This is a genomic window from Nocardia sp. CY41 (assembly GCF_009829325.1).
GTDB lineage: Bacteria > Actinomycetota > Actinomycetes > Mycobacteriales > Mycobacteriaceae > Nocardia.
The window spans coordinates 17,706-42,236 of record NZ_VUOS01000035.1 but is presented as its reverse complement, the minus strand read 5'-3'; the positions used below and the strand labels follow the sequence as shown (position 1 = coordinate 42,236).

Sequence of the window (24,531 nt, the reverse complement as noted above, 5' to 3'; positions counted from 1 at the left end):
CCTCCCGGCGTCAACCTCGTTCCAGCGGCAGTCCGGCGTCGCGCCAGGCGACGACGCCTCCGGCCAGACTCGCGGCGTCGTATCCGGCTCGGCGGGCCCGTGCGGCGAACCGCACCGACAGCTCCCCGACGGGGCAGACGAAGACGACGGGGCGCGAGCGCGGGAACGGGATGCCGTGGCCGAACATGTCGTCGAGCTGGTCGTCGCGAATGTTCATCGCGCCGGGCACGTGCCCGATCCGGTAGGCCATCGCGCCACGGCTGTCCACGATGGTCGGCCGGCCGGTCCGGTCCAGTTCGTCGAGTTGCTCGGGTGACAGGCGCGGCACCGCGGCCAGTTCGGCCTCGGTCGGCGCCGGGTCGCGATCGGCGCGGCCGAACAATTCCGGCCTGCGCTTCTTGATGTAGGACAGGTACGGCTCGAGCCGATCGCAGACGATGAACACCGCGACGATCGGGTCGTCCGGGGCGGCCGGATCCAGCGCGCCGAGCGTCTCCAGCGCGGCGGCGTAGCCCGCGCCGCTGGTCGGCCCGGCCAGCACGCCGTACCCGGTGGCCAGGCGCAGGGTCGCGTCCACGGCGTCGCCCGCCGACACGGTGACGATCCGGTCGTAGAAGTCGGGCTGGAACAGCCCCACATCCCACATCTCGGTCTCCGACCGGATGCCGGGTACGAAGTCCGAGCGCTCCGAAACCACGGCGACAGTGCGCATTTCGGGATGGTGCTTGCGCAGGTAGGTGGCGGTCCCCCTGGTGGAGCCGGTGGTGCCGAGCCCGCCGAACAGATAATCGATCCTGGTGATGCCGTCGGCGGCCAAGTCCTCGTGGATCTCGCGTCCGGTGCCGTGGTGGTGCGCCTCGATGTTCTTCTCGTTGGTGTACTGCGACAGATGCCGGTACGCGCCGGGCTGTTGCGCCATGGTCGACTCGATCACCGAATAGACGTCGTTCGGCGTGGTGGGATCGGGGCACTCGGACAGCCCGGGCAATTCGACGATCTCGGTGCCGAACAGCTGCAGCAGATCACGGACTTCGCTCACCTTGATGCGGTTGGTGACCGCGCGCAGGTCGATGCCGTGCACCGCGCCGAGGACACGCAGCGCCTTGGCCGTGTTCCCGCTGGACGCTTCGATGAGTGTCTGCCCGCTCGCGCGGATCTCGGCGAGATCGTCGCGCAGCATAGCCCAGGCGACCCGGTCCTTGACCGAGCCGAACGGGTTGTGCGACTCCAGTTTCGCGTACAACTCGACGTTCGGCAGTCCGTGCACGGCGGGGTCGAGCCGCAGCAGTGGCGTGTTGCCGATGAGTTCGGTGATGTGGTCGTATCGCATTCAGGACGCCTCGACGGATCGGACCGGGCTGGTGGCAGAGTTCGCGGCGCGCGGCGCGACGGGGAAGCCGGGTTCGTACTCGGCGTCGGGGACGATCCGGAACCCGTCGGTCCGTCGGGTGACCGCGAATTTCGCCAGGAGCGGGTGCATGGAGGCCGTCGCCGCGGACAGATCCATGTGGTAGGCGGCGGTATTGGGAAACACCACCGTATCCCCGGGCTGGGGCCGAGTGGGCAGCCACACCTTGTGATTGGTGATCAGATCGCGTTCCAGGCACAGCCGTCCGGCGAGGTAGACGCCGACCGGGCCGGCCGCGTGGCCGTCGCCCGCGCGTGGCAGGAGGATCGGATCGACCATGACCTCTTGATCGGCGGGCGTCACCGCGTCGCGGCTGAGGTCGACATGCACCAGCACGCTGCCGTCGGCGACCTCCTTGACGAACTCGACGGTGGCCACCGTGATGCCCGCGTGGTCGACCAGCGCCTTGCCCGGCTCCAGCCACAACTCCAGCAGATTGTCGCCGGTCACCTGCGCCACCGTGCGCCCGCCGTGCCGCTCCAGCGGGGCGTCGAGCAAATCGGCGAGCATGCGGTCGGCGGGAACGGTGTTGGCGTACTTGTGGAACACCGGCGTGCCGTGCACGGCGCCGCCCGCCACGTGATAGCCGAAGGTGTTGCTGCCCCAGGTCATCGGCTCCCCGCGGCCGAGCAGCGATTCGCGCAGCGCGAGCACGTAGGCGTCGAATCGTTCGGCGTCGGCGGTGAACACCTGCCGGAACCCGCCGCCGATGTCGAGCACCGACGGGGTGAGCCCGCGCTCGTAGGCCTTTTCGATCAATCGCAGGCAGGAGTCGATCGCCCGGACGCGCTCGCCGAGGTCACCGGAGTCGAGGTGGAAGGCGAACCCCAGGAAGGCGACTCGCCCGCGCCGTGCCGACAACAGATCGAAAGCCTGCTCGACGTGTGTCTGCGGCATCCCGAACCGGCTCACCTGCCCCGCGTCGAAACCGGAAAGGCGCAGCAGCACGGGAACTTCCGCGCCCGGCGCGGCCAGTTCCGCGATGCGGCCCAATTCCCATAGGTTGTCCACGTTGATCGTCACCCCGCGGTCGACGAGGTCGCGCAGGAATGCCTCGCCTTTCGGGCCGGTGACCTCGATGCGTGGCGGATCGAACCCGGCGGCGAACGCGCCGGCCAGTTCGTGCGGCGAGGCGACGTCGATGGCGATGCCCTCGCGCGCGGCGGTGCGGACGAACGCGCGGGACTGATTCACCTTGTGCGCGTAGCAGAGCCGGTGCCCGGGAAGCCGTCGCTCGAGCACGGCGCGCAGGCGCAGCAGATTGTCCGAGTAGACCTGGGGGAACACCAGATGCGCCGGGGATCCGAAGCGCGTCAGCGTCGCTGTCGCCAGACCCGGGGTGTCGAGAAAGGCGCGCACCGTCGGATGCACCTTCGCGGGCAGCGCAGGCGGCCACGGCGTCATACGGCGGCTTCCGACGACTCGGTGACCTCGGCTCGCGGCGCGTCGTCGGGGCGTTCCGCGACCGGGTTGTAGCCGCCGTCCCGAATCGCCTCGAATGCCCGGGCCCGGTTGCGCGGGCTGCGGAACTCGGCCACCACCCGCTTGCTGTCCAGGTCGATCTCGACCACGCGGATGTCCATCGACTCCAGCACGCCGCCGATCGTGCGGACGCAATGCTTGCAGGTCATATCGGGCACGTAGAACACCTGATCCTCGGCGGTGGCGGCCCGGTCGGCGGTCGCCTCGTCGAATTCGGCGCTCACCTCGGCGACCGCACAGCGGCCCACGATCGCGGTGAACGTCGCGACGAACCGGTCGACCAGCAGCGGGAGGATGCTGAAGTGCCCGCCGTCGAGCTGATGGGGTGTGGTCGCCGGGCAGGCCGGATGGCTGCCCGCGGGCAGCAGCGCGTACTGTCGGGAGATCAGGTCCAGATCGTCGTGGTACTTGGCGATCGCCTCGGCGACCGTGAGACCTTCGGTCGTCGTGGCGCGTTCCATCACGGAGTGCGCGTCGGCGATGGTGGCGTCCTTCATCGCGCGCAGGGTGGCCACCGTCTCCGCCGAATAGCGCAGGGTGCCGTCGGGCTGTACGGCGAGGGTCACCGGGATCATGCCCCGCCGATAGGTCGAGGCCTGCAACTCCCAGAACCATCGCGTGGCCACCGCGGCGAAGATGCCGGACGCGCGCAGGGCCTCGGCGAACGCGGCGGCATCACGGTGCGGCGTCCGGGCGGCCAGCAGCGCGTGCTGGGCCAGCACGCGTCCCGCCGCCTCGATGCCGACCCGGAAGATGTCGCGGGGGTCGTGGTCGGTGGTCGTGCCCGCCAGAACGGCGTGTTCGTCCGGTCCGAGTGCCGCGATCCGTGCGGCGAAGGCGGTATCGGCGTCCAGTCGACGCCACAGCGCCAAGACGGTCTCGCGCATCGCGATCGGCACCACCGGTCCCAGCCCGCCGGCGCGGAAGTGCCCGGTATTCGGGATGCCGTCGCTGTCGGTCCACGCGATCCGGTGCGTCGCACTGGTCACCTGATCCGCGCGGCACGGGCGCATGAACCGCTCCAGATACAGCCGCTGCGAGTAGGTGAGATGGCTACCGGGCTCGGGACGCAGAGCAGCACAGGTGAATTCGAATCGGCGATGCGGGGGAGGGGGGACCGGCTCGGTGAACAACCCCGGCTGCGCCAAGTCGGCCAGCACCCTGGACGCGGCCCGCCGGTCGTAGCGGGGGATGTCGTTACTCACGTGACCTCCTCGGCGATGGTTCGCACGCAGGCGACGAATCGGTCGATCTCGTCGGGCGTGTTGTAGATGTGCGTGCTGACCCGCACCGAGCCCGCGTCGTCGGTGGCGGCGGGGACGCAGTGCGCGCCGGTGCGCACCAGGAAACCCAGTTCGCCGAGGACGAATCCCGCGTCGGTCGCCGAGATCCCGTCCAGGGTGAAGGAGACGATGCCGTAGCCGACCTCGCACACCGCGTGCGCCGGGCCCGGTAGGAACTCCAGGCCGGGGACCGGCCGCAATCCCTCGATCAGGCGCAGGGTCAAGGCGCGGTTGTGCGCGGCGACGATGTCCAGGCCGAACGATTCCAGCACGTCCAGGGCGCTGCCGAGGGCGAGGATGCCGGGGATGTCGGGCGTGCCGCCTTCCAGCAGGGCGGGCATCGGCCCCGGCCGCAGTCCGTCCGGATCCGGCCCGACGCCGGAATTTCCGCCGGGCAGGAACGGCACCAATCGGTCGTGCACGCGCCTGCGGCAGTACAGGATGCCGGTGCCCGGCGCGCCGAACATCTTGTGCGCGGCGAAGATCGCGAAATCCGCGCCCAGCGCGGTCACGTCGACCGGGAGATGCCCGCCGCTCTGTGAGCAGTCGAAGCACAGCAGGATGGCGGGGTCGATCCGGCCGTGCAATTCCTCCAGCGTGCTGAGTCCGCCGAAGACGTGATGCAGGTGCCCGGTCGTGATCAGCCGGGTGCGCGGGGTGATCTTGGCGAGGATGTCGTCGGTGTCCGCCTCGCCGGCGGCGGTCACCCGGTAGGGGATCAGACGGATGCGCCGGCCGAAGCGGGCGAGCAGCCCGCGCAGGTGCTGCCACGGATAGACGTTGGACGCGTGATCGCTTGCGTTGTACAAGATCTCGTCACCGTCGGCGAGCGCCGCCAGGCCCCACGACAGCGCGACGGCGTTGAGCGCGGCGGTGGCGCCGGCGGTGAAGACCACCTCGTCCGGGTGCTCGGCGCCGATGAACGCGGCGGTGCGTTCGCGGATCCGGGCGATGCGCGCGGTGAGTCCGGTGGCCCAGGGGTAGGTGGCGCGCCCGACGTTGGCCGTGCCGTTGCTGTGATAACGGCGGATGGTCTCGATGACCGGCAGCGGCTTCTGCGTGGTGGCGGCGCTGTCCAGGTAGACCTCGGCGGCGTCGGCCAGTGCCGGGAACATCGACCGCGCCGCGGCCGGGGCGAACCGGGGAGTCTCCGCCGTCCGCGTCGCCGGCGATCTCTGGCCGGGGGACCGCAACGTGACGCTCCCTTCGCCGGGTAACTCGGACGTCACCCACGATACGCATTATCGGTTCGAACTTCGAACACTTGTCGCGTACAACGTCTTTCACGACTAGCCTGGAAGGTATGCCTCTGACCGTGCAAGAGCGTCAAGAGTTCCTCGCGCAGCCGCATGTCGCGGCATTCTCGGTGGCCGCGGGCGCCGCTCGTGGTCCGCTCACCGTCCCGATCTGGTACCAGTACCAGCCTGGGGGCGAGGTATGGATCCTGACCGGCCCGGAGTCGCAGAAGATGCGCTATCTCCGGGAGACCGGTCGTTTCAGTCTGATGGTGCAGCAGGTCGAACCAACGGTGCGGTACGTGAGCGTGGAGGGCCCGGTCGTCCGGACCGCCCCGATGACCGACGCGCTGCACCGCGAGATGGCCGCGCGGTACCTGCCTGCCGAATCGGTGGACGCCTATCTGAAGGCGGCCGAGGCCTACGGTGAGCAGGTCGCCGTCTACCTGCGGCCGGAGCACTGGCTGTCGGCCGATCTGGGCGACCCGAGCACGCTCTAGTACCTGCCCTGCAGGTAGTCGACGAGGTGTTCGCGCTCGGTCGCCAACTCGGAGATCGCGCTCTTGACTACGTCGCCGATACTGACGATGCCGACCAGCCTGCCCCCGTCCACGACCGGCAGATGCCGGATGCGGTGCTCGGTCATGGTGCGGCGCAGCCCGTCGACCCGGTCGTCCGGTGCGCAGGTGCGCACCGCGGCCGTCATGATCGCCGAGACCGGCGTGTCGAGCAGCTCCGCGCCGCGGGCGTGCAGACTGCGCACCACGTCGCGCTCGGAGACGATGCCCGCGATCGCGGCGCCGTCGGAAGAGACGACGACCGCGCCGATGTTCCGCTCGGCCAGGGTGGCCAGCAGCGCGCGTACTGTCGTCTCGGGTGCGACCGTGGCCACGTCGCTGCCCTTCCTGCGCAGGATCTCCGAAATTCGCATATTCACCATCCAGACGTCGCGGCACTACCAGGATCGCAAGTCAGCGCTCCGGTGACCAGCACGAATCCGTTACAGGTCGCGGTTCGGTCACGGAACGCAGGTCAGAGGCGGCGTGCGACACTGCGGTCCAGATCCCGGGCCAGCAGAGCGATCGCCGCCTGGGAGATGCCCGCCGAGGTCGCCAGGTCGATCGAGGTCAATTGGGCGATGCGGCGCAGGCGGTAGTCGACGGTGTTCGGGTGCACGTAGAGCTGGCGGGCGGTGAGCTGCCGGTTCATGTCGTTGCCGAGATAGGCGCGCATGGTGTCGAACAACTCGGGATGGGCGTCGAGCGGGTCGAGGATGGTCGCGATCCGCCGGGTGGCCGGGCCGCTGCGGGTGAGCTGGTATTCCACCGCCAGATCCGACATCTGGTACAGACCGGGCGGCCGGACGCCGACGCGCACGAGATTGAGCAGCTCGTGCGCCTGGTCGGCGGATTCGGGGATCCGATCGGTGTCGGTCGGCACGACGGTCGCGGTGAGCGGGACCTCGGCGGCGTCGGCCAGCAGCTCGAGCGTCGCGGCCGTGAGGGCGGTCTCGGCCTCCTCGCCCAGTGGGATGAGCAGTGTGCCGCCCTTGGCGCTGAGCAGGGCGAGCGCGCGGGAGGCGAACACGGTGGCCAGCTCGGACTGCAGCCGACGCAGCTTGCGGCGTGCCGCGACGTTCCCGTCGACGCGCGGGTCGCGTTCGTCCGGATGTTCCGGAATGGACAGGGCGACAACCTGATACGACTCCGCGATCGGAATGCCGGTCTGTCGCGCCAGAGCCGAGCTGCCGCGACCGCTGAGCAGCGCCGAGGCGAGCGTCTGCGCCGCCGTCTGGTGCTCCTTGGCGACCAGGTGCTGCTCGTCGACGTAGGCGTCGGAGACCGCCGCGGTGATCGCCTCGAGCAGTTCGAGCAGTAGATCGGCGGCGACCAGGACCTCCTCCACGTCGTCGGCTTCCGCCGGCGCGGTGACCAGACCGAAGGCGATGCGCAGTCCTTCGTGGTAGGCGCGCAGGATGGTGCTCAGCGGCACGCCCTCCCTGGCCCAGCGGGCGGCCGCCGCCCGGACCGGACCGAGCTGGTGTTCGTCCGGCACGGTGCGCTTGTCGAACATCTCGGCGGCGAGGTTCAGGCAGCTGCGGGTGAGTTTCGTGACGTCACCGCGTAATTGCTCGCCGGGCAGGGTGCGGCAGGGAGCCATGACGTTCTCGAAGTATCCGACCATGTGCGAGGCCACGCTGTCGGTGTTCTGCAGGGGCACCGAAGCCGGCTGTCCGCCGATTTCCAGCACCGGGTCGGACGAGTCGGTGGACAGATCCAACGCGGAGTAGGTCATTACGAGTTCGCTCCCCAATGCCACGCCGGGCGTGCGAGATATCGCGCCCGGGTCGATCGATCACTATACGAAAGGGGCGTGGGCAGGGGGAGTGATCGGTGAGATCGTCCGGCACTCGGCCCTTTGCCGCGACCGCGCGGGTCCGTGCAGATGCCGAGGGCGAAATGTCGCAGTCCCGTCACCGCGCCGGCGGGGATACGCGCCGCGCCGAATGCTGCTGTGCCGAGGGAAGGGTGGATCTACTCGTCGTCCAGCCCGGCTGACAAGTAGGCGGCGGCGGCCAGCCATTGCCTGCACTGCGGGCCGTGGACCTCGTGCGCGGAGAGGATGTCCCGCGCCTGCCGGTAGGTGAGGCCGCGGGGCTCGACCCCGCAATCGGACATGGCGAACTCCGGTGCCGGGTACTGGCGCAAAGGTTCGCCACCACCATCGATGACGGCAACCCGAGGAGAAGTTCGAAATGGCTCGATCATTCGACAACCCCTCGCGTCCGACGTGCGGCGAGGAGGTCGTCGTGCCGGCGACGCAAGCTCGAACTCCCTGCGTACCTCCCCGATTTCGAGTTCGAGTCTATGCCTCCGTCGCTTGCAAATGCAAGTACATCTGCACGATCGGCCGCCGGAAAATGCGGCGGCGGTCGCCGGTGCGAGACCGGCGACCGCCGCTGTGCCGCTTGCGGTTTGGCGTCCAGGGGGCCTTACGGCTTGCGAGCGACCGCGCCGTAGGCGGAGATCGGCCGGGACTCGCCCACCTCCGTGGCGCCCGCGCGCCACTGCGTGATGGACACGAAGCCCGGCTCCACCAGCTCCAGGCCGTCGAAGACCGCCTTGATCTGCGCTTGCGGGCGGGGGACATAAGGAGTGCCACCGGTGCCGGTGTAGTTCTCGCACAGCGTGACGTACGCCTTGCTGTCGTCGGTGCCGTCCCACAGCACCAGATGACTGCCCGAGGGCACGGCGTCGAGCACCGTGTGCACGATCCGCAGGAGTTCGTCGTAACTCTTGGCGTGGCCGAGTACGCCCATGAACATCACGCCGATGGGCTCGTTGAAATTCAGGACGTTCTTGGCGTCGGCGATGATCCGCTCGGGATCGTGGTAATCGGCGTCGATGTAGGTGGTGACGCCTTCCGGCGTGGTGGAGGTGAGCAGCGCACGCGCGTGCGTGAGCACCAAGGGGTCGTTGTCCACGTAGACGATCCGGGACTCCGGCGCCACGCTCTGGGCGACCTCGTGGGTGTTCTGCATGGTGGGCAGGCCGGTCCCGATATCGAGGAACTGGCGGATGCCCACCTCGCCTGCGAGGTAGCGCACGGCGCGGATCAGGAACTGGCGCGACTGCACGGCCATGGTGGTGATGTCCGGATCGACCTCGATGCCGGCATCGCCTGCGATGCGGTCGATCTCGTAATAGTCCTTGCCGCCCATCCAGTAGTTCCAGATGCGCGCGGAGTGGGGGATGTCGGTCCGGATGAGAGGGCTGTGGTCTTCGGGCATGGGGTTGTACTCCTCGGCAAAAATGTGTCCGCGACACTGCCGTGCCGGTGGGTGCGTGGGTGTGTCGCGAATGACTGGTACATCCGATGTGCTCTGTGACAGTACAAGATTCACGCGCGTCCAGCGGGCTGGATCGGGGAGCTGATCTCGGTGTTCGCCAGGCGAGGCGGGCGTGTTTCACATCCTCGGCCCGCCGGTCGCGATCGGCGGCCGCACAGAGGGCGAACTTCGTGCTATCGTCCGGTGTTGGTGCAGATGCAAGAACGTTTGAACGTGCATCTGCACGAACCGAATCGCCTAACTGCGGTAACCGAGGAGTGGGGAAGATGTCGGATACATCCACCAACGAGATCGTCGGAACTTGGCGCAAGAGTTCCTTCAGTAATGCGAGCGGCAACTGCGTCGAGGTGGCCGAAACGGCCAACGGCCAGGTAGCAGTGCGTAACTCGCGGGACCCGGAAGGCGGGGTCCTGATCTACACCCGTCCGGAGATCGATGCGTTCGTGCGCGGCGCGAAGGCCGGGGAGTTCGACTATTTGACTAGCTGAGCGGTAACATTGGCGGTCGGTGCGGTGTGTTTCGCGACAGGTGGTTGTGACACACTGTGGGCAACCCCCGGAGTATCGGAGACGAACTCGATGATCGCTGAACCCGATGACGATGGTCATGTGCAATCCGTTGTCGCGGAACGTGGTCCGACCGTGCTACGCATCGCATTGGGCGGCCAGTTGCGCAAGCTCCGGGAGAAGAAGAACATCACCCGCGAGGCAGCCGGCGAGGCGATCCGCGGATCGCACGCCAAGATCAGTCGTCTCGAACTCGGCCGTACCGGCTTCAAAGAACGTGACATCCGCGACCTGCTGACTCTGTACGGCGTCCACGATCCGGAGGAGCGCGAGTCGTTCCTCGAACTGGCCAGGCAGGCCAACGAGCCCGGCTGGTGGCATCGCTACAGCGACTTGCTGCCCCACTGGTTCGGTACTTATCTCGGTCTGGAGCAGGCCGCGAGCAAGATTCGCACCTACGAGTCGCATCTTGTTCCCGGCCTGCTGCAAACACCCGAATACGCCAGGGCCGTCGTGGCACTCGGGTACGAGGACGGCGACATGGATCGGCGGGTCGCGGTACGTCAGCGCAGGCAGGAGATTCTCTTCCGCCCGGACCCACCGGTGGTCTGGGCGGTGCTCGACGAAGCCGCGCTGGTGCGGCCCGTCGGCGGCCCACAGGTGCATCGGGAGCAGATGCTGCACCTGATCCGGCTGGCGAAGCTCCCGAACGTGACGATCCAGGTGCTGCCGTTCACCGCGGGTGAGCATGCCGCGGCGGGGAGTTCTTTCAGCATCCTGCGTTTCGCCGAGCAGGAACTGCCGGACATCGTGTACCTCGAACAATTGACCAGCGCGCTGTATCTCGAGCGGAGGCAGGACTTGGCGCTGTACCTGTCGGTGATGGACCGGCTCAGCGTGCAGGCCGAGCGTCCGGACAAGTCGATCGAGATCATGCAGAAGTACGCCGACGGGCACTGAGATCGCGGGATACCAACCGAGCGGCCACCTCCGATATCGGAGGTGGCCGCTCGGTTTTACTTTGCTGTCTAATCGCTCGGCGGCGGTAGCCGCCGGAAATACTCGTTTTCGGGTCGACTCCCGACGTCGGTGGCATGGTGGTAAGTTTCCACCGGCGTCGGATGACGCGACGAATGTGCTCGTGGCACCGTGTTTTTGTGACTCCCGCCGGGCTCGGACGGCGGGACGTTCTACTGCTTGATGAAACTAGAGGCGATTCGCCAGAATGTCGCGGGCTGCAATGCCTCGAAATCCCAGTCGTCGGCCATCGCGTGCGCGGTGGTGACGATCCGGTCGATATCGAAATCGTGCCGAGTAGCCGCCCCGGTGGATTCGACGGCATCGATGACGTATGCCACGGCGGTTTCCCGGGAGAATTCGGTATCGGTGTGGCCGCTGTGGGCCGGTAATGTGTTCATATGTCTACCGTTCGCTGGCTGGTCGGCCAGTGCGGTGTCGGTTGATCCGAACCGACCGCCGGTAAGTGGATGTTCCATTCGAACGCCCCTGCTTTGTCTGGCGGCGGCAAACCCATGGCGGCTTCGGCCTTCGGCTCGCCCACGCGGCCTCCCCTGATGGTCCCCTGTAAAGCGTTGCGGGACCGAGTTTATGCCGCTGTACCTTTCACATGCAAGCACATCTGCACGATCGATTGCACGTGCGCAGGCCGTATTTCGCGGCCGGAAGTTTGCGGATGCGGTGCCCGCCGCGGGATATTCAGTCGCGGCCGAAGAGGACGTCCGTGCTGTAATCGATCTGTGTACCGGGCTCGACGAATTGGTCCGCCGCGGCCCGCCAGGCGAGAAAATGTTCGGTGAAACGATGCGCTTCCGCCGCCTCGTCATCGGTGTAGAGCTGGTACAGGAAGAAGCGGTGCGGGTCCACCCGATCTGCGCAGATGTCGAAGCGCAGACAGCCGGGCTCGGTCCGCACCGAGGCGTCGGCGCTGCGGGATATGGCCGCCAGGAACTCGGCGCGGGAGCCGGGGCGGATCTTCATCGAGACGATTCGACTGAACACGGTTGTTCTCCCATCGTGACCGTTGCGGTCGATCGGCAAGGGTGGTAGCGCGCTGCGCGGCACCTCAGACGGCCAGTTGTGCAATTGCCTGGCTAATCGGGGTGTGACCCGAAACAAGTTCGAGGGTCTGCCCGGAGGTGTGCACGGCGGGCAGCAGTCCGGCCGATACCGCCGCGACATCGGCGCGGGGGACATCGCTGCGCCCGACCGGGGGCGGGGCGAGAGTCACCAGCCCGGTGCCGGGGGAGTCGATCAACCGGCCGGGCCGCAGGATGGTCCAGTCGAGATCCCGACTCTGCAAATCGTTTTCGGCTTGGGTCTTGGCGTCGATATACGCCGCCCACACCTCGTCGGTACCGGAAGCGGGGGGCCGGCCTGCGCCCATCGTGGAGATCTGCAGGAAGCGGCGCACCCCGGTGCGTTCCGCCGCTTCGGCCAACCGGACGGAGCCGCCCAGGTCGACGGTGTATTTGCGGTCGACGCCGCTGCCCGGCCCGGCGCCTGCGGCGAAAATCGCCGCGTCGCAGCCTTTCACCACGTCCGCCAGCTCGTCGGCGCCCGCGTTCTCCAGATCGCACAGCACCGGCTGGGCGCCGGTGCCGCGCACGTCGTCCGTGTGCTCGGGATTGCGGATCAGGGCGGCGACCTCGTGACCGCTCCCGGTGAGCAAGGGGGCCAGCAGCAAGGCGATCTTCCCATGTCCGCCTGCGATGACGACGCGCATGGATCGCTCCTTCCGGTCGGGGCGGCGCCCGTGCTCAGCGCTCGGGACCGCCGGGATTACAGCGCGCCTCGACGGTGGCCTGGTAGCCGACCGCCGGGCGCCACGGTTCCAGGTTCCAGCTCGGCTTGTCCGGCTGGACCAGCCGCGCCCACGCCCAATGACAGACGAACTGATCGCGCATGCCCGGTGCGTCGGCGTCCGCCGACCGGTCGACGACCTCCTGCCACGCCCGTTCGTCCGAGCCGGTAAAGGTGGTCCGCCGACCGGCCTGCGTGGGAAAGACCAGCAGCCGAGGTCCGTCGATCGTCTCGGTCCAGGTGACGTGATCGATCAGCGGCCGTCCCGCGTAGGGGTCGACGGAGGGGACGGCGGCCTGCGGTGTCGAGACCGGCGACACCGCCGCGCTGCTGAAGGCGGTCGCGGTCGTCGTGCCCGCGGTCGGGCTCGGCGGAGGCCCGGACGCGTCGGCTCCGCAGGCGACCACCGAGGGCAACAGGCCGGCCGCGAGCAGAACGGCCGCGCGCCGCCGGGTGCGCAGGCCCTGCGGGTACCGCTGCGCCACGGTCGAACCTCCTGTGTTCTCCTCGGCACCGCTTTCCGGCGTGCTCATCCGAGCCTAGCGAGCCCACGCCGCCGCGGCGAGGTTCCCCGGCGGGGCCACCGATTGTGGTGGCTTGCCGGTAGGGCCCGAGGTGGGGATAGTCGGTCGGTGCGATGTGGACGGATCATGGTGGGGGCGGCAGGCGTCGTGGTCTCGGTGACGGTCGCCTTGGCAGGGCCCGCGGACGCTCGGGTGGGCGAGGCGCCGGGCACCGTGACGGATCTGGTGGAGCTTGCGGGGCGGCTGCATGTGGAGGGGGCCACGACCGCCGAACGGCTGACGTATTGGTCGCGTGGCCCGCGCGGGCCGATGCAGAGCACCGGGGTGCTGTACCTGCCCGAAGGCACTCCGCCGGAGGGCGGTTGGCCGATCGTCGCCTACGCGCACGGCACCTCCGGGATCGCCGACGAGTGCGCGTTCACGCTGCAACCGCGGGACTACTACCTGACGTCCGTCTATCCGGACCTGCTGCGCGCCGGATACGCGGTCGTGATCTCCGACTATGTCGGACTCGGCACTCCCGGCGTGCATCCCTATCTGGACGGCCCCGCCCAGGCCCGCAGCATCATCGACGGCGTGCGCGCCGCACGGGCGGTCGCCCCCTCGCTCGGTACACGCTGGGCGGTATACGGTCAGTCGCAGGGCGGGCACGCGGCGTTGTTCACCGCCCACCTCGCATCTGGGGACGCCCCCGAACTCGATCTGCGCGGTGCGGCCTCGACCGGAACGCCGTCGAATCTGGACGCGGTGTTTCCGCTGGCGGGCCCCTGGTTGCCGCGGCTGCCGTTGCAGAAGACGACGACCTACTTCGCCATGCTGCTGGCCGGGTTGCGGGCCGGCGCGCCCGAGCTGGACATCGACAGCTATCTGACCCCGATCGGCCGGGACGTGCTGCGCGTCGTGGAGGAGGACTGCGCCACCGAGGCGGATGCCCAGGTGTCCGGCATCGGCATCGGCGCCATGTTGTCGCGGCCGCTGGAGGACCCCGCGCTGCTGGCCGCCGTGCGCACGATGTTGAAGGTGCCGACGAGCGGCTACACCGTGCCGCTGTATCTCGGTCAAGGACTCACCGATCTGGAAGTGCCCGCGCCGCTCACGCTCGAGCTGATCGCGGAACTGCGCTCCTCCGGCACCGATCTGCGGGTGGGCTGGTATCCCGGTGATCATCTGGGTGCGGCGCGGGAAGCGTTCCCCGACGCGCTCGCGTTCCTCCGGGATGTGCTCGACCGGCCCTGAGTCCGCTCACTCAGCGCCAGAGCGATCGGCACGGTAGCCTGCGCAGGCCGGGACGAACCTGGCCGTCGACGGTGACGGTGAGTCCGGCGTGGGCAGCGGCCGAGGTGAACTCCCATGCCTCCGTCCTGGTCGCCGCGTATTCGAGGACCAGCGCGTCTTCGGGGGTGGGACCGTCGAAGTAGACGGTGATCCGCTGGTTCGGCGGATCCAGGATGTCGTCGCGGTCGGCGAGTCTGCGCGCAGTGCCGTCCATGCCACCGTCTCCTTCCTGCCGGTGCGGCAGCCGCGCCGGTAGTTCTGACGGTAAGGGGCCGCCACTACTGAGAACATGTTCCAGGTTATCGGCTGGAAATGTCACAGAACGGACCTCGTTCGGTGGGGTACAGTCACCAGCCGAGGCGCACGGCCGGCACCGTCCGGGCGATCGAAAGTTGTGAACTGTCAACATGATCGCGGCGGGCGGTGTTCCGGCGCGGTGATGTTGCCGAGGATGAGCACAGCGTTGAATGATTCAGGAGGCACACGTCGATGAGTCAGGGCCCACGTTCGCTGGGTAGGGGAGTGGGGCGACGACGTCTCGCACGTGCGATCGGAGCGATGGCCGCTGGCCTGGTGCTGGTCGCGAGCATGGCCGGTGCGGCGGTCGGCACACCGTTGTACCCCGAGCCCGATCCGGATCCCTTCTATGCGACACCCGCGGATATCGCCGACCGCAAGCCCGGCGACGTCATCGCGACCAAGGTGATGCCGCCGCTGGCGATCTTTCCGGAGACCACGGTGACCGTGATCCGGTTCCGCTCGACGAGTTCGGAGGGGAAACCGATCGCGGCCACCACCACGGTGCTGACGCCGAAGGCTCATCGGCCCGACGGCCCGCTGCTGTCGTTCCAGCACATCATCAACGGGCTCGGCTCCGAGTGCTCGGTCTCCCGGGTGCTCTACACCGGTGATCCGAATCTGGTCGTGCGGGAAGCGCCCGGCTGGAACGTCCTGCTGGCCCGCGGCTGGAGCGTCGCGCTGCCCGACCACCTCGGCCCGAACTTCGCCTACGGCGCCGCGAAACTCGGCGGGCAGATCACCCTCGACGGGATCCGCGCCGTGAAGCAGGTCGCCGAACTCGGTGTGCAGCGCAGCCCGGTGGCGATGGTCGGATACTCCGGCGGCGGAATGGCCACCGCGTGGGCGGCGGCCCTGCAGCCGAAGTACGCGCCGGAGCTCGACATCGCGGGCGCGGCCATGGGCGGCGTGCCGATGAATCTGGTGAAGATGCTCGAGGGACTGGGGCTGAACCCGCATCCGGTGTTCGGTCTGGCGTTCGCCGCCGGGTTCGGGCTGGAGCGTGAGTATCCGACTCGGTTCCCGCTGAGCGACCAGCTGAACGAACGGGGGCTGGCCGCCCGCGCGCAGATCGCCAACAGCTGCACCAACGACATCCTCGCCACGGGAGCGGGCCGCGGCGCGCTGGACTTCGCCAAGACGACCTCGATGATCAACGACGACACCGCGCGCGCCGTGGTCGAGGAGAACAGCCTCGAACTCTACGACGGCGTGCCGAAGACGCCGGTGTTCGAATGGCACTCGCCGATCGACGGTCTCATCCCGATCGACGCGGTGGTCAACACCGACAAGCGGTGGTGTGCGGCGGGCGCCAGGGTGCAGACCGAGGAGATCCCGGTTCCGGACCATTTGACCGCGGCGGTGCTCGGCATTCCCGCGGCACTGAACTGGCTGGACGCCCGTTTCCGAGGGGAGCCCGCGCCGAGCAATTGCTGAGCGACGATCGGCGGACGGCCGGACCGGGACCCGTTGTCCGGATACGGGTCTCGGTCCGGTTGTTGCGATATGGATACGCGACAGCACAACTCGGACGCTTTACTGCGTGCAGTCCGGGGCGCTGACGTAGCCTGACGTCCTGGCTCCCGGTCTGACAGGGGACATTTCGGGGGTCGAAGGCCAGTGCGCCCGGGTGCCAGACGACGTTGCCGTTCCGCACCCGAAGGCGTGTGCCATGAGAATCTCGCGTACCATTGCTGTGGCATTGCTCGCCGCCGGCTCCGTGCTGGCCGTCCCCGCCGCCGCAGAGCCACCGCCCGCCCCGCCACCGGCCGGCGTGTCCGGCGTCATCCCGCCCGGCGGACTGTTGCCCGCGTTGCAACAACTCATCGATCAGGTGATTCCGCCGCCGCCGATCGCGCCGCTGCCGGAGCCGGCTTTCCCCGCGCACGAGGCGACCACGCTGGCGCCGTCGCTGGCCGCGCTGCGCACGGCCACGCTGCCCGCGCCCGTCGGCGACCCGATGTTCGACCTGCGGCCCGCGAATCTCGGCGAGCTGGCCGCGGGAGAGGTCATCGAGGTCCGCGACGTGCGCCCGACCGCAGCGCCGTTGATGCTGCTGCCCATCGAGCGCGCGCTGCTGGTGAAGTACCGGACGACGGACGCCCACGGCGCGCCGTCGTACGCCACGGCGACGCTGATCGTTCCCGCCGCACCGTGGCCGGGGCCAGGGCAGCGGCCGGTGGTGGTGAACAACCTGCCCATCGACGCCCTCGGCCGTACCTGCACGCCGGGATACACCCTCGCGCACGGGCTCAATCCCGACACCAGCACCACCGACTTCCTGCCGCCCACGACGCACGTGGCGGCGTTGCGCGGTTACGCCGTGCTGATCCCGGATCACGAGGGTCCTTCGATGGCCTACGCCGAACCGATCGTGGCCGGGCACGCGGTGCTCGACTCGATCCGGGCGGTGCGCGGCTTGTTGCCGGAGGAGTTCGGCGCCGCGCGATTCGGTCTCGCGGGATACTCCGGCGGCGCGATCGCCACCCACGGAGCGGTGAAGTTGATCGAAGGCTACGCACCGGAATTGGCGGACGTGATCGTCGGCGCCGCACTGGGCGGCGTGCCCGCCGACTTCGAGATCCTGGCGCGCAGCATGAACGGCAACCTCGCCTCGGCGATCTTCATGGGCGCGGTGTTCGGGATCGGCCGCGAGCGGCCGGAGATCCTGGCCGGGATGAACAATCTCGCCCAGTGGGTGGCCACCTCCCCGGTGAAGAACATGTGCGGCAGCAGCTTCGGAGCGATCGGCGTGCTGATGCTGCCGATCGACATCGCCGCGAATTTCCCCGATCCACTGCATTCCGCGCTGGCCGCGGACATCTATCGGGTGACCAAGATGGCGGGCATGAGGTCGGCCACGCCGCTGTTCATCTACAACGGGGAACAGGAGTTCTGGATCCCGGCCGAGGGCGCTCGCAATCTCTACCTGGAGCAGTGCGGGCTCGGGGTGCCCGCGGTGTACCGCAGTGTGCTCGGCGAGCACATCATCGCCGGTGCGCTCGGTTATCCGGACGCGATGATCTGGCTGGACGACCGGCTGCGGGGATTCCGGGCGCCCGACGAGTGCTGACCGGAGGACGGCGCCGGAAGGGTCCGGTAACGCGGTGTGCCTGCGTTTGCGATCAACACGTGTCCCCTTGGGCCCGTATGCCCAGATTTGGCGAGGGCGTTCCCGCGATGTCGTCATCGCTTCGGTACGGTGGGCCGGTCCGGGCGGGGTAACGCCCGTATTGCGAGAGAGGCACATGAACGACATCACGACCACCGCGTCCGAGCAAGCCAAGGCGCTGGTGGGACGGCATTACCGCCTGACCGACCCGTACGAGGTGGGGCGCGAGAAGATCCGGGAATTCGCGCGAGCGCTGCAGGATGGTCATCCGGCGCACCGGTACGAGGACGCGGCCGCGGGACTCGGCTTCGACGGGCTCGTCGCGCCGCTGACGTTCTCCTCCATCGTGTTGATGCTGGTGCAGCGCAAGATGTTCGAGTCCGTGCTCACCGGCTACGACCTCGGCCAGGTGCTGCAGACCGAGCAGTCGATCCAGGTGCACCGGCCGATCGTCGCGGGTGACCAGGTGCGGTGCGACTCGTATATCGAGTCGTTCCGGCAGTTCGGTGACAAGGATTTCATGGTCACCAGGAACGTGCTGAGCAACCAGCACAAGGAAGTGCTGCAGACCGCGCACACCACGGCGGTGGCGCAGACCGGGGTCGATCTCGCCGCCGATCTGCGTGCGGCGGTCGAGGGCGTGATCATGACCGGGCAGTCGGCCGCCGACCGCACGGACGCGGCGGCCGCGCGCGAGGCCGGTGACGACGGCGGGTTGGTCGAGAGCTTCGACGAGGAGTTGCGCCCGGACGCGTCCGACGAGCCGCGTACACCCCGCACCGCTCCCGCTTTCGAGGACTTGTCCGTCGGCATGGAGCTCGCCCCGCGCACGGTGCTGCTCTCCCGTGGAGACCTGGTGAACTACGCCGGTGTGTCGGGAGATTCGAATCCGATCCACTTCAGCGACGTGGTCGCGCGCAGCGCCGGGCTGCCCGACGTGGTGTCGCACGGCCTGCTGACGATGGGCCTCGGCGCCGGGTATCTCACCTCGTGGCTCGATGATCCGGCCGCCCTCACCCGGTACGGGGTGCGGTTCGCCGGGTTCGCGCCGGTGCCTGCGACCAAGGCGAGCGAGATCGAATTCCGGGGCCGGGTCAAGCAATTGGATCCGGAGCGCCGTGCCGCGACCATCGCGTTGACGGCGACCTGCGGGGAGCGCAAACTGTTCGGTCGCGCGACGGCGGACGTACTGCTGCGCTGAAGCGAGCGCCGCCTGCGGCGCGAACATCCCGCCATCGGCTGCCCGGGTCGCCTGCGGGTTTCAGGGCTGCGCTTTCGCTTGTGCAGGCCGGGCTTCCGGCAGGTTCCTCGCGGTCGACCCGGGAGTCGTGTACCGACAGGCCCGCTGCCTAGAGCCGTCCGAACCGCATCGTTTCGCGCGACGGTCGTGCTGCGCCGGAAGGGCGGGCCCCGGCTACCCGGGAACGATCTTGCGGATGTGCTTGCACCTGCGCATTCGCGTCGCTGGGCAGGGCTCGGTGCTGGAGTGTCCGGGGTGCTCGTGCGAGACTCGGAACATGCGTGCTTCGGTAGTGCGGCCTCGGAACGAATCCATCGCTCGTGGAACGGCTCCCGCCGCCGAGGGGGGCCCGACCGCCTTGCGGATGATCCTCGGCGGACGGATGCGGCGGCTGCGGGAGGCATGCGGCATCTCGCTCGAGGAAGCGGGCGAGGCCATCCGCGGGTCGCACTCCAAGATCAGCCGTCTGGAATTGGGGCGGACCGGCTTTCGCGAACGAGACCTGGTGGATCTGCTCGCGCTGTACGGCGTCACAGACGAGGCGGAGTGCGCGGAGTTCAAGCGGCTGGCCCAGCAGGCGAACACGTCGGGGTGGTGGCATCACGACACCGACTGGCTGCCGAAGTGGTTCGACACCTACCTCGGGCTGGAACAGGCCGCGCAACTGATCCGCTCCTACGAGCCGCGAGTCGTCCCGGAGCTGCTGCAGACTCCGGACTACGCCCGCGCGCTGTTCGTGCTCGCGCATCCGCACGAGGACGAGGAATCGATCGAGCGGCGGGTGGCCCTGCGGATGCGCCGCCAGGAAATACTGACCAGGCCCGATCCGCCGCAGATGTGGCTGATCGTCGAGGAGGCGGCGCTGCGGCGCAGGATCGGGGGATCGCAGGTGTGGCTGGACCAGCTCGAGCACATGCTGCGGGCCGCGGACGCGCCGAACATCACGGTGCAGGTGCTCGCCGATCATGTCGGCGGCCCGGCGCTGGCCGACGGCGCGTTCACCATGCTGCGCTTCGCCGAGACGGATCTGCCCGACATCGTGTACCTCCAGCAGCTCACCGGCGCGCTGTACCTGGACAAGGACGCCGATCTCGCGGCCTACCGTGCGGTGGCGAATCTGCTGTCGGTGCACGCCGCACCGCCCGAGTACACCCGTGACCTCGTCGCGGCGCTGCGCGAACGTGAGCCGCGGATCGTGGACCTGCCCTCGGCTTCCGCCTGACCGGCCGCGCCCTGCCGCACCCGGGCGACCATGAAAATTCGTTTGTACAGGGACTTTCGGCCGTAGATCACGATCGGGTCGCCATGGCAGACTCGGGGCATGCGTCCTTCGAACGTACGACAGTCGGCCGACGCGCCCGGACTCGGTGCTGATCCGGTGTCCGGCGGCGGTCCGACGGTCCTTCGTATGGTGCTCGGTGGCAAGCTTCGTCGTCTCCGGGAGGCCCGTGGCCTCACTCGCGAAGCGGCGGGTGAAGCCATTCGCGGGTCGCATTCGAAGATCAGCCGGTTGGAGCTCGGGCGCACCGGGTGCCGGGAACGCGACTTGGTCGATCTGCTCGACCTCTACGAGGTGAGCGATCCCGCGGAACGCGAGCGGTACGTGGAATTGGCCAGGCAAGCCAGTGCGTCGGGCTGGTGGGCGCGGGACAACGACTGGCTGCCCAAATGGTTCGACACCTACCTCGGGCTGGAACAGGCGGCGCGGCTGATCCGCAGCTACGAACCGCGGGCCGTTCCCGAACTGCTGCAGACCCCCGAGTACGCTCGTGCGCTGCTCACCCTCTCGCATCCGGGCGAGCCGGAGGAAGCGATCGAACGCCGTGTCGCGCTGCGCATGCGCAGGCAGGACATCCTCGCAGGCCCGCACCCGCCCCGGTTGTGGATGATCATCGAGGAAGCCGCGCTGCGCCGCAGGATCGGCGGCTCGACCGTCTGGCGCGCCCAGCTCGACCACGTGCTGCGCGTGGCGGCGCAGCCGAACGTCACCATTCAGGTCTTGGCCGACCCGGTGGGCGGCCCGGCGCTTACCGACGGTGCGTTCACCATCTTGCGCTTCGCCGAAGCGGATCTGCCCGACATCGTCTACCTCCAGCAGCTGACCAGCGCGCTGTATCTGGACAAGATCGCCGACTTGGACGTCTACTACGCGGTGCTGAACCAGCTCTCGCTGCTCGCGCCCTCGCCTGCGCATTCCCGCCGGTTGATCGAGGTGTTGCGCGACGGCGTCCCGCCGACCGTCGACGAACCCGTGGACCGCCCGCGCCGGTGACCGGCTCCCGCGCCGCCGCGCACGGCCGCGCGTCTCCTGGGCAGCGGGCACGCGGCCCGGCCCGGGCCTCCGCTTGATCCGAACCGCGGTTCAGCCTGCCCGAATCGGGCATCTCCTGTGCGAGGTGATCCGCATGCCGGGGAAGGGCGAAGTATTGTCCCAATGGGACAATAGGGCGTATGCTCTGGATATGAGCGACGACGGTGTCGATCTGGACGGTCGTCGGCTGCGCACTCGGCGCAGCCGCGAGGCGCTGTCGCGTGCGGCGTTCGACCTGTTCACCGAGCGGGGGCTCGAGGCGGTGGCCGTCGAGGACATCGCGGTGCGGGCCGGCGTCACCCGGCGCACGTTCAGCAGGCACTTCGCCTCCATCGAGGAGGCGATCCTGGGCGACGTCGATCAGGACGTCCACCTGTTCAACGAGGCACTGTGCCGTCGCCCGCACGCAGAGCCGCCCCTGATCGCCTACCGCAACGCCGTCCACGACTGGCTCGCCGCCGAGTACGGCGGCGCACGCGCGTCACTGCTGGCCCGCCGCTGGGTCCTGTTCCAGCGCTTCGAGGACGAACCCGGGCTGTTCGCCGGTTATCAGCGCATCCGCATCGACGGGCAGCGCGAATCGGTCCGGATCATCGCGGCGCGCCTCGGCGTGGATCCACTGACCGATCCGCGTCCGGCCGCCGCCGTGGGCGCGGGCGCGGGCATGCTGCTCGCGGCGCTGCAGAGCTGGGCGGCGGGCCCGGACCCCATGGGCCTGCCCGGCCTCGTCGAAGAGTTCTTCGACACCCTCGTCACCCTCACCACCGAATTCCGCACCGAGGAGTCACCGTCATGTCTACCGGGTCGGTGAACATGTACCACCGGACGTGCCGACGCGTCGGCTTGGATCGAAACCCACTGCGCCGCAAAGAAGACCGAGTGCAAACCGGCGTCGCGGTGCTGCTGGCGCTGGTCTTCCTGATCGTCGTACCCGTGCTGGCGGTGACCGTCGGCGGCCGGGTGTACCGCGTCGAAACGGCCGCGGTGCAAGCCGAGACGGCGCGATTGCGTCAGGTGGACGCCACCGTCGTCGAGACCGGGAAGGCGCCGCTGTACGCGCCGGTTGTGCCGGCCCGGGTGTCCTGGAAGGACGCCGACGGCGTAGCACACACCGGCGATTATCAGTCGACCACGGTGGTGGAGCCGGGCTCCACCGTGCCGATCTGGCTGAACGAGCGCGGTGCGATCGTGGAGCCGCCCTCGCCGAGCCGGCCCGCCAGCAAGGCGGTGATGCTCACCGCGGGCGCGATGCTCGGGGTCTCGGTCGTGTTCGCGGGCAGCTACCTGCTGGTGCGGCGCGGACTGGATCGCCGGCGGCTGCGGCGGTGGGAATCCGAGTGGATCGCGGCGGATCTCACCTGGGGCCACGGCTGAGTGGTGCGGCGTGCCCGCCGGGCGAGGGTAGGGAACAGGCGCAGCGGGCACGTCGCGTGCCGGCGCGACGCGGCGAACGACGCGACCCGGCACTGACCTGAGAGTAAGGCATCGGCCTGCTCGGCGGCCGGATTCGGCGCCGATCGCCGGAGATCCCACCACATAGATCCGGTTACGTTGTGACACACCATAACCGGAGTCGAACGTGGCCTCAGACCGGAAAGAGGCTGTGCTTGCGCGGGTTGGGCTGGGCGCTCGCCTCCTTCTCGCGCAGCAGGCGCAGCGCGCCGCGGATCTCCAGTCTGGTCCGCGACGGCTCGATCACCGCGTCGATGTAACCACGCTCGGCGGCGATCCACGGCGTGGCCACCGTGGCGTTGTACTGCTCGATCATCGCGTCGCGCACACTCGCCCGTTGCTCCGGGGGCACCTGGGCGAGCTGACGTCTACCGACGATGCTCACCGCGCTCTCCGCGCCCATCACGGCGATGCGCGCCGTCGGCCAGGCCAGGCTGACATCGGCGCCGAGTTGCTTACAGCCCATCACGGCGTAGCCGCCGCCGTAAGCCTTGCGGACCACGACGGTGACGATCGGGACGGTCGCCTCGATCACCGAGCGGAAGAACCGTCCGCCGCGTTTGATCACCCCGCTGCGTTCCTCCTCCACGCCGGGCAGCACGCCGGGGGTGTCAACGACGAAGATCAGCGGCAACCCGAAGACATTGCACAATCGGATGAAATGCGTCGCCTTGTCCGAGCATTTGGCGTCGATCGCGCCGCCGAGCACCAAGGGCTGGTTCGCGATCACCCCGACGCTGCGCCCGTCCACCCTGGCGAAGCCGGTGATCAGGTTCTGCGCGGTGGCCGCACTGATCTCGTGGAAGTCGCCGTCGTCGAACAGGCGCAGCAAGATCTCGTGCATGTCGTAGCCCTGCCGATCGGAATCGGGAATGATCGAGTCCAGTTCCAGATCGTGCGGCGTGATCTGCGGCTCCAGCCCCGGGTTGACGATCGGGCCGGGCTCCAGGCAACTCGACGGCAGATAGCTCAGATAGGTCCTCGCCCAGTCGAACGCGTCCTGCTCGGTGGCGGCGACATGATGGACGGTGCCGGTGGCCGCCTGCGCCTGCGCGCCCCCCAGTTCCTCCATGGTCACTTCCTCGCCGGTGACCTCCTTGATCACCTCGGGGCCGGTGACGAACATGTACGACGTCTCGGTCGCGATCAGGACGTCGGTGTTCACCGGTGCGTAGACCGACCCCGCCGCGCATTTGCCCAGCATGATCGATACCTGTGGTACGAAGCCGGACAGCCGTTCCTGGCGGCGGCTCATCAGCGCGTACCAGGCCAGCGAGGTCACCGCGTCCTGGATGCGGGCGCCGCCGGAGTCGTTGATCGCGACGACCGGGCAGGCGTTCCTCGTGGCGAAATCGAGTGCGGCGGCGACTTTGCGGCCGAACATCTCACCCACCGAGCCGCCGAAGACGGTCTGATCGTGCGCGATCACCACGACCGGCCTGCCGTCGATCCGGCCGCGGCCGGTGACCACGCCGTCGCCGTACATCGCTCCCGGCGTGCCCGGCTGGCGCACCAGTGCGCCGATTTCCACGAAACTCCCGGGGTCGAGGAGTGCGCGCACCCGCTCTCGCGCGCTGGGAATGCCCTTGCTCTTGCGCTTCGCGATGCCGCTCTCGCCTGCGGGCTCCTCGGCCAGCTCCAGGATCCCCCGCAGCTCGTCCAGCTTCTCTCGCGTACCGCTCATATGTGTTGTAGCCCTTCGAAACTCGTCGCGACGCCGTACGGCAGCGCGGCGC

Annotated in this window: 25 protein-coding genes; 11 read left to right on the top strand and 14 right to left on the bottom strand. The window is 68.7% G+C overall.

Going from position 1 to position 24,531, the window contains the following annotated elements:
• Positions 1–10 precede the first annotated feature (10 nt).
• From GVY64_RS32125 to GVY64_RS32110, 4 genes are read right to left on the bottom strand one after another with little or no spacing between them, the layout of a single operon-like run.
• The gene (locus tag GVY64_RS32125) at positions 11–1,330 is read right to left on the bottom strand and encodes a pyridoxal-phosphate dependent enzyme (RefSeq protein ID WP_159849666.1); all 1,320 of its coding nucleotides are present in this window, start codon (positions 1,328–1,330) and stop codon (positions 11–13) included.
• Positions 1,331–2,812 carry a decarboxylase gene (locus GVY64_RS32120; RefSeq protein WP_159849664.1) on the bottom strand — a complete coding sequence of 494 codons (1,482 nt, stop codon included), beginning with the start codon at positions 2,810–2,812 and terminating at the stop codon, positions 1,331–1,333.
• Entirely contained in the window at positions 2,809–4,095 is a 1,287-nt protein-coding gene (locus GVY64_RS32115; protein ID WP_159849662.1) for a heavy-metal-associated domain-containing protein, read from the bottom strand. The genes GVY64_RS32120 and GVY64_RS32115 overlap by 4 nt, the downstream gene beginning before the upstream one ends.
• Positions 4,092–5,288 (bottom strand): aminotransferase class V-fold PLP-dependent enzyme, encoded by a 1,197-nt coding sequence (locus GVY64_RS32110; protein ID WP_159849661.1) that lies wholly within the window; start codon positions 5,286–5,288, stop codon positions 4,092–4,094. Before GVY64_RS32110 ends, GVY64_RS32115 begins: the two co-directional genes overlap by 4 nt.
• Before the next feature lie 188 nt (positions 5,289–5,476).
• Here GVY64_RS32110 and GVY64_RS32105 point away from each other — a divergent pair, with 188 nt between their 5' ends.
• Positions 5,477–5,908, top strand: a complete 432-nt coding sequence (locus tag GVY64_RS32105) for a pyridoxamine 5'-phosphate oxidase family protein (RefSeq protein ID WP_159849659.1) — start codon at positions 5,477–5,479, stop codon at positions 5,906–5,908.
• Here the strand turns inward: GVY64_RS32105 and GVY64_RS32100 are convergent.
• The 4 genes from GVY64_RS32100 to GVY64_RS32085 all read right to left on the bottom strand — a co-directional run bounded on the left by GVY64_RS32100 (position 5,905) and on the right by GVY64_RS32085 (position 9,198).
• A complete protein-coding gene (locus GVY64_RS32100) occupies positions 5,905–6,339 on the bottom strand; it encodes a CBS domain-containing protein (protein ID WP_159849657.1) in 435 nt (144 codons plus the stop codon). The genes GVY64_RS32105 and GVY64_RS32100 overlap by 4 nt on opposite strands.
• Positions 6,340–6,440: 101 nt before the next feature.
• The gene (locus GVY64_RS32095) at positions 6,441–7,703 is read right to left on the bottom strand and encodes a PucR family transcriptional regulator (RefSeq protein WP_159849655.1); all 1,263 of its coding nucleotides are present in this window, start codon (positions 7,701–7,703) and stop codon (positions 6,441–6,443) included.
• 239 nt (positions 7,704–7,942) lie between these two features.
• Positions 7,943–8,086, bottom strand: a complete 144-nt coding sequence (locus GVY64_RS38200) for a hypothetical protein (protein ID WP_236567424.1) — start codon at positions 8,084–8,086, stop codon at positions 7,943–7,945.
• 314 nt (positions 8,087–8,400) lie between these two features.
• Positions 8,401–9,198, bottom strand: a complete 798-nt coding sequence (locus GVY64_RS32085; protein ID WP_159849651.1) for an SAM-dependent methyltransferase — start codon at positions 9,196–9,198, stop codon at positions 8,401–8,403.
• Positions 9,199–9,524: 326 nt separating this feature from the next.
• Here GVY64_RS32085 and GVY64_RS32080 point away from each other — a divergent pair, with 326 nt between their 5' ends.
• Together GVY64_RS32080 and GVY64_RS32075 are read left to right on the top strand one after the other, a co-directional pair.
• On the top strand, positions 9,525–9,746 hold the full coding sequence (locus tag GVY64_RS32080; RefSeq protein WP_063019990.1) for a DUF397 domain-containing protein: 222 nt from the start codon (positions 9,525–9,527) through the stop codon (positions 9,744–9,746).
• Positions 9,747–9,836: 90 nt separating this feature from the next.
• Entirely contained in the window at positions 9,837–10,724 is an 888-nt protein-coding gene (locus tag GVY64_RS32075; RefSeq protein ID WP_159849649.1) for a helix-turn-helix domain-containing protein, read from the top strand.
• A 230-nt stretch (positions 10,725–10,954) separates the two neighbouring features.
• Here GVY64_RS32075 and GVY64_RS32070 read toward each other — a convergent pair whose 3' ends face one another.
• The 4 genes from GVY64_RS32070 to GVY64_RS32055 all read right to left on the bottom strand — a co-directional run bounded on the left by GVY64_RS32070 (position 10,955) and on the right by GVY64_RS32055 (position 13,069).
• Complete coding sequence (locus GVY64_RS32070) at positions 10,955–11,182, bottom strand: hypothetical protein (RefSeq protein WP_236567423.1); 228 nt, start codon at positions 11,180–11,182, stop codon at positions 10,955–10,957.
• Between the two features lie 298 nt (positions 11,183–11,480).
• Complete coding sequence (locus GVY64_RS32065; protein ID WP_043690427.1) at positions 11,481–11,783, bottom strand: putative quinol monooxygenase; 303 nt, start codon at positions 11,781–11,783, stop codon at positions 11,481–11,483.
• 64 nt (positions 11,784–11,847) lie between these two features.
• Positions 11,848–12,507: an SDR family oxidoreductase gene (locus GVY64_RS32060; RefSeq protein WP_159849645.1), complete on the bottom strand. Its 660-nt coding sequence runs from the start codon at positions 12,505–12,507 to the stop codon at positions 11,848–11,850.
• A 34-nt stretch (positions 12,508–12,541) separates the two neighbouring features.
• A complete protein-coding gene (locus GVY64_RS32055) occupies positions 12,542–13,069 on the bottom strand; it encodes a DUF2599 domain-containing protein (protein ID WP_236567422.1) in 528 nt (175 codons plus the stop codon).
• 165 nt (positions 13,070–13,234) lie between these two features.
• Between GVY64_RS32055 and GVY64_RS32050 the strand changes: the two genes are divergently transcribed.
• On the top strand, positions 13,235–14,344 hold the full coding sequence (locus GVY64_RS32050; protein ID WP_201298250.1) for an alpha/beta hydrolase: 1,110 nt from the start codon (positions 13,235–13,237) through the stop codon (positions 14,342–14,344).
• Positions 14,345–14,354: 10 nt separating this feature from the next.
• Here the strand turns inward: GVY64_RS32050 and GVY64_RS32045 are convergent, their stop codons facing one another.
• Positions 14,355–14,597, bottom strand: coding sequence for a hypothetical protein (locus GVY64_RS32045; RefSeq protein ID WP_159849641.1), 243 nt, complete (start codon positions 14,595–14,597; stop codon positions 14,355–14,357).
• A 344-nt stretch (positions 14,598–14,941) separates the two neighbouring features.
• On the opposite strand from GVY64_RS32045, the gene GVY64_RS32040 reads away from it, so the two are divergent.
• The 7 genes from GVY64_RS32040 to GVY64_RS32010 all read left to right on the top strand — a co-directional run bounded on the left by GVY64_RS32040 (position 14,942) and on the right by GVY64_RS32010 (position 22,717).
• Positions 14,942–16,117, top strand: a complete 1,176-nt coding sequence (locus GVY64_RS32040; RefSeq protein WP_159849639.1) for a lipase family protein — start codon at positions 14,942–14,944, stop codon at positions 16,115–16,117.
• A gap of 235 nt (positions 16,118–16,352) precedes the next feature.
• Entirely contained in the window at positions 16,353–17,753 is a 1,401-nt protein-coding gene (locus GVY64_RS32035) for a lipase family protein (protein ID WP_159849637.1), read from the top strand.
• Positions 17,754–17,928: 175 nt separating this feature from the next.
• Complete coding sequence (locus tag GVY64_RS32030; protein ID WP_159849635.1) at positions 17,929–18,993, top strand: fused (3R)-hydroxyacyl-ACP dehydratase subunits HadA/HadB; 1,065 nt, start codon at positions 17,929–17,931, stop codon at positions 18,991–18,993.
• Positions 18,994–19,309: 316 nt separating this feature from the next.
• Entirely contained in the window at positions 19,310–20,254 is a 945-nt protein-coding gene (locus tag GVY64_RS32025) for a helix-turn-helix domain-containing protein (protein WP_159849633.1), read from the top strand.
• Positions 20,255–20,353: 99 nt separating this feature from the next.
• Positions 20,354–21,304: a helix-turn-helix domain-containing protein gene (locus GVY64_RS32020; protein WP_236567421.1), complete on the top strand. Its 951-nt coding sequence runs from the start codon at positions 20,354–20,356 to the stop codon at positions 21,302–21,304.
• 190 nt (positions 21,305–21,494) lie between these two features.
• Entirely contained in the window at positions 21,495–22,154 is a 660-nt protein-coding gene (locus GVY64_RS32015; protein ID WP_159849631.1) for a TetR/AcrR family transcriptional regulator, read from the top strand.
• On the top strand, positions 22,136–22,717 hold the full coding sequence (locus GVY64_RS32010; RefSeq protein ID WP_159849629.1) for an Rv1733c family protein: 582 nt from the start codon (positions 22,136–22,138) through the stop codon (positions 22,715–22,717). The genes GVY64_RS32015 and GVY64_RS32010 overlap by 19 nt, the downstream gene beginning before the upstream one ends.
• A gap of 211 nt (positions 22,718–22,928) precedes the next feature.
• On the opposite strand, the gene GVY64_RS32005 is transcribed toward GVY64_RS32010, so the two are convergent.
• On the bottom strand, positions 22,929–24,479 hold the full coding sequence (locus GVY64_RS32005; protein ID WP_159849627.1) for an acyl-CoA carboxylase subunit beta: 1,551 nt from the start codon (positions 24,477–24,479) through the stop codon (positions 22,929–22,931).
• Positions 24,480–24,531 lie beyond the last annotated feature (52 nt).

Excerpts from the sequence above, each read along its gene's own strand:
- GVY64_RS32125 (WP_159849666.1), bottom strand. The coding sequence starts at position 1,330 with ATGCGATACGACCACATCACCGAACTCATCGGCAACACGCCACTGCTG.
- GVY64_RS32110 (WP_159849661.1), bottom strand. The coding sequence starts at position 5,288 with ATGTTCCCGGCACTGGCCGACGCCGCCGAGGTCTACCTGGACAGCGCC.
- GVY64_RS32015 (WP_159849631.1), top strand. The coding sequence starts at position 21,495 with ATGAGCGACGACGGTGTCGATCTGGACGGTCGTCGGCTGCGCACTCGG.
- GVY64_RS32010 (WP_159849629.1), top strand. The coding sequence starts at position 22,136 with ATGTCTACCGGGTCGGTGAACATGTACCACCGGACGTGCCGACGCGTC.
- GVY64_RS32040 (WP_159849639.1), top strand. The coding sequence starts at position 14,942 with ATGGCCGCTGGCCTGGTGCTGGTCGCGAGCATGGCCGGTGCGGCGGTC.
- GVY64_RS32060 (WP_159849645.1), bottom strand. The coding sequence starts at position 12,507 with ATGCGCGTCGTCATCGCAGGCGGACATGGGAAGATCGCCTTGCTGCTG.
- GVY64_RS32095 (WP_159849655.1), bottom strand. The coding sequence starts at position 7,703 with ATGACCTACTCCGCGTTGGATCTGTCCACCGACTCGTCCGACCCGGTG.
- GVY64_RS32080 (WP_063019990.1), top strand. The coding sequence starts at position 9,525 with ATGTCGGATACATCCACCAACGAGATCGTCGGAACTTGGCGCAAGAGT.
- GVY64_RS32005 (WP_159849627.1), bottom strand. The coding sequence starts at position 24,479 with ATGAGCGGTACGCGAGAGAAGCTGGACGAGCTGCGGGGGATCCTGGAG.
- GVY64_RS32105 (WP_159849659.1), top strand. The coding sequence starts at position 5,477 with ATGCCTCTGACCGTGCAAGAGCGTCAAGAGTTCCTCGCGCAGCCGCAT.
- GVY64_RS32085 (WP_159849651.1), bottom strand. The coding sequence starts at position 9,198 with ATGCCCGAAGACCACAGCCCTCTCATCCGGACCGACATCCCCCACTCC.
- GVY64_RS32020 (WP_236567421.1), top strand. The coding sequence starts at position 20,354 with ATGCGTCCTTCGAACGTACGACAGTCGGCCGACGCGCCCGGACTCGGT.
- GVY64_RS32100 (WP_159849657.1), bottom strand. The coding sequence starts at position 6,339 with ATGCGAATTTCGGAGATCCTGCGCAGGAAGGGCAGCGACGTGGCCACG.
- GVY64_RS32035 (WP_159849637.1), top strand. The coding sequence starts at position 16,353 with ATGAGAATCTCGCGTACCATTGCTGTGGCATTGCTCGCCGCCGGCTCC.
- GVY64_RS32025 (WP_159849633.1), top strand. The coding sequence starts at position 19,310 with ATGCGTGCTTCGGTAGTGCGGCCTCGGAACGAATCCATCGCTCGTGGA.
- GVY64_RS32075 (WP_159849649.1), top strand. The coding sequence starts at position 9,837 with ATGATCGCTGAACCCGATGACGATGGTCATGTGCAATCCGTTGTCGCG.
- GVY64_RS38200 (WP_236567424.1), bottom strand. The coding sequence starts at position 8,086 with ATGTCCGATTGCGGGGTCGAGCCCCGCGGCCTCACCTACCGGCAGGCG.
- GVY64_RS32030 (WP_159849635.1), top strand. The coding sequence starts at position 17,929 with ATGAACGACATCACGACCACCGCGTCCGAGCAAGCCAAGGCGCTGGTG.
- GVY64_RS32070 (WP_236567423.1), bottom strand. The coding sequence starts at position 11,182 with ATGAACACATTACCGGCCCACAGCGGCCACACCGATACCGAATTCTCC.
- GVY64_RS32050 (WP_201298250.1), top strand. The coding sequence starts at position 13,235 with ATGGTGGGGGCGGCAGGCGTCGTGGTCTCGGTGACGGTCGCCTTGGCA.
- GVY64_RS32120 (WP_159849664.1), bottom strand. The coding sequence starts at position 2,812 with ATGACGCCGTGGCCGCCTGCGCTGCCCGCGAAGGTGCATCCGACGGTG.
- GVY64_RS32045 (WP_159849641.1), bottom strand. The coding sequence starts at position 14,597 with ATGGACGGCACTGCGCGCAGACTCGCCGACCGCGACGACATCCTGGAT.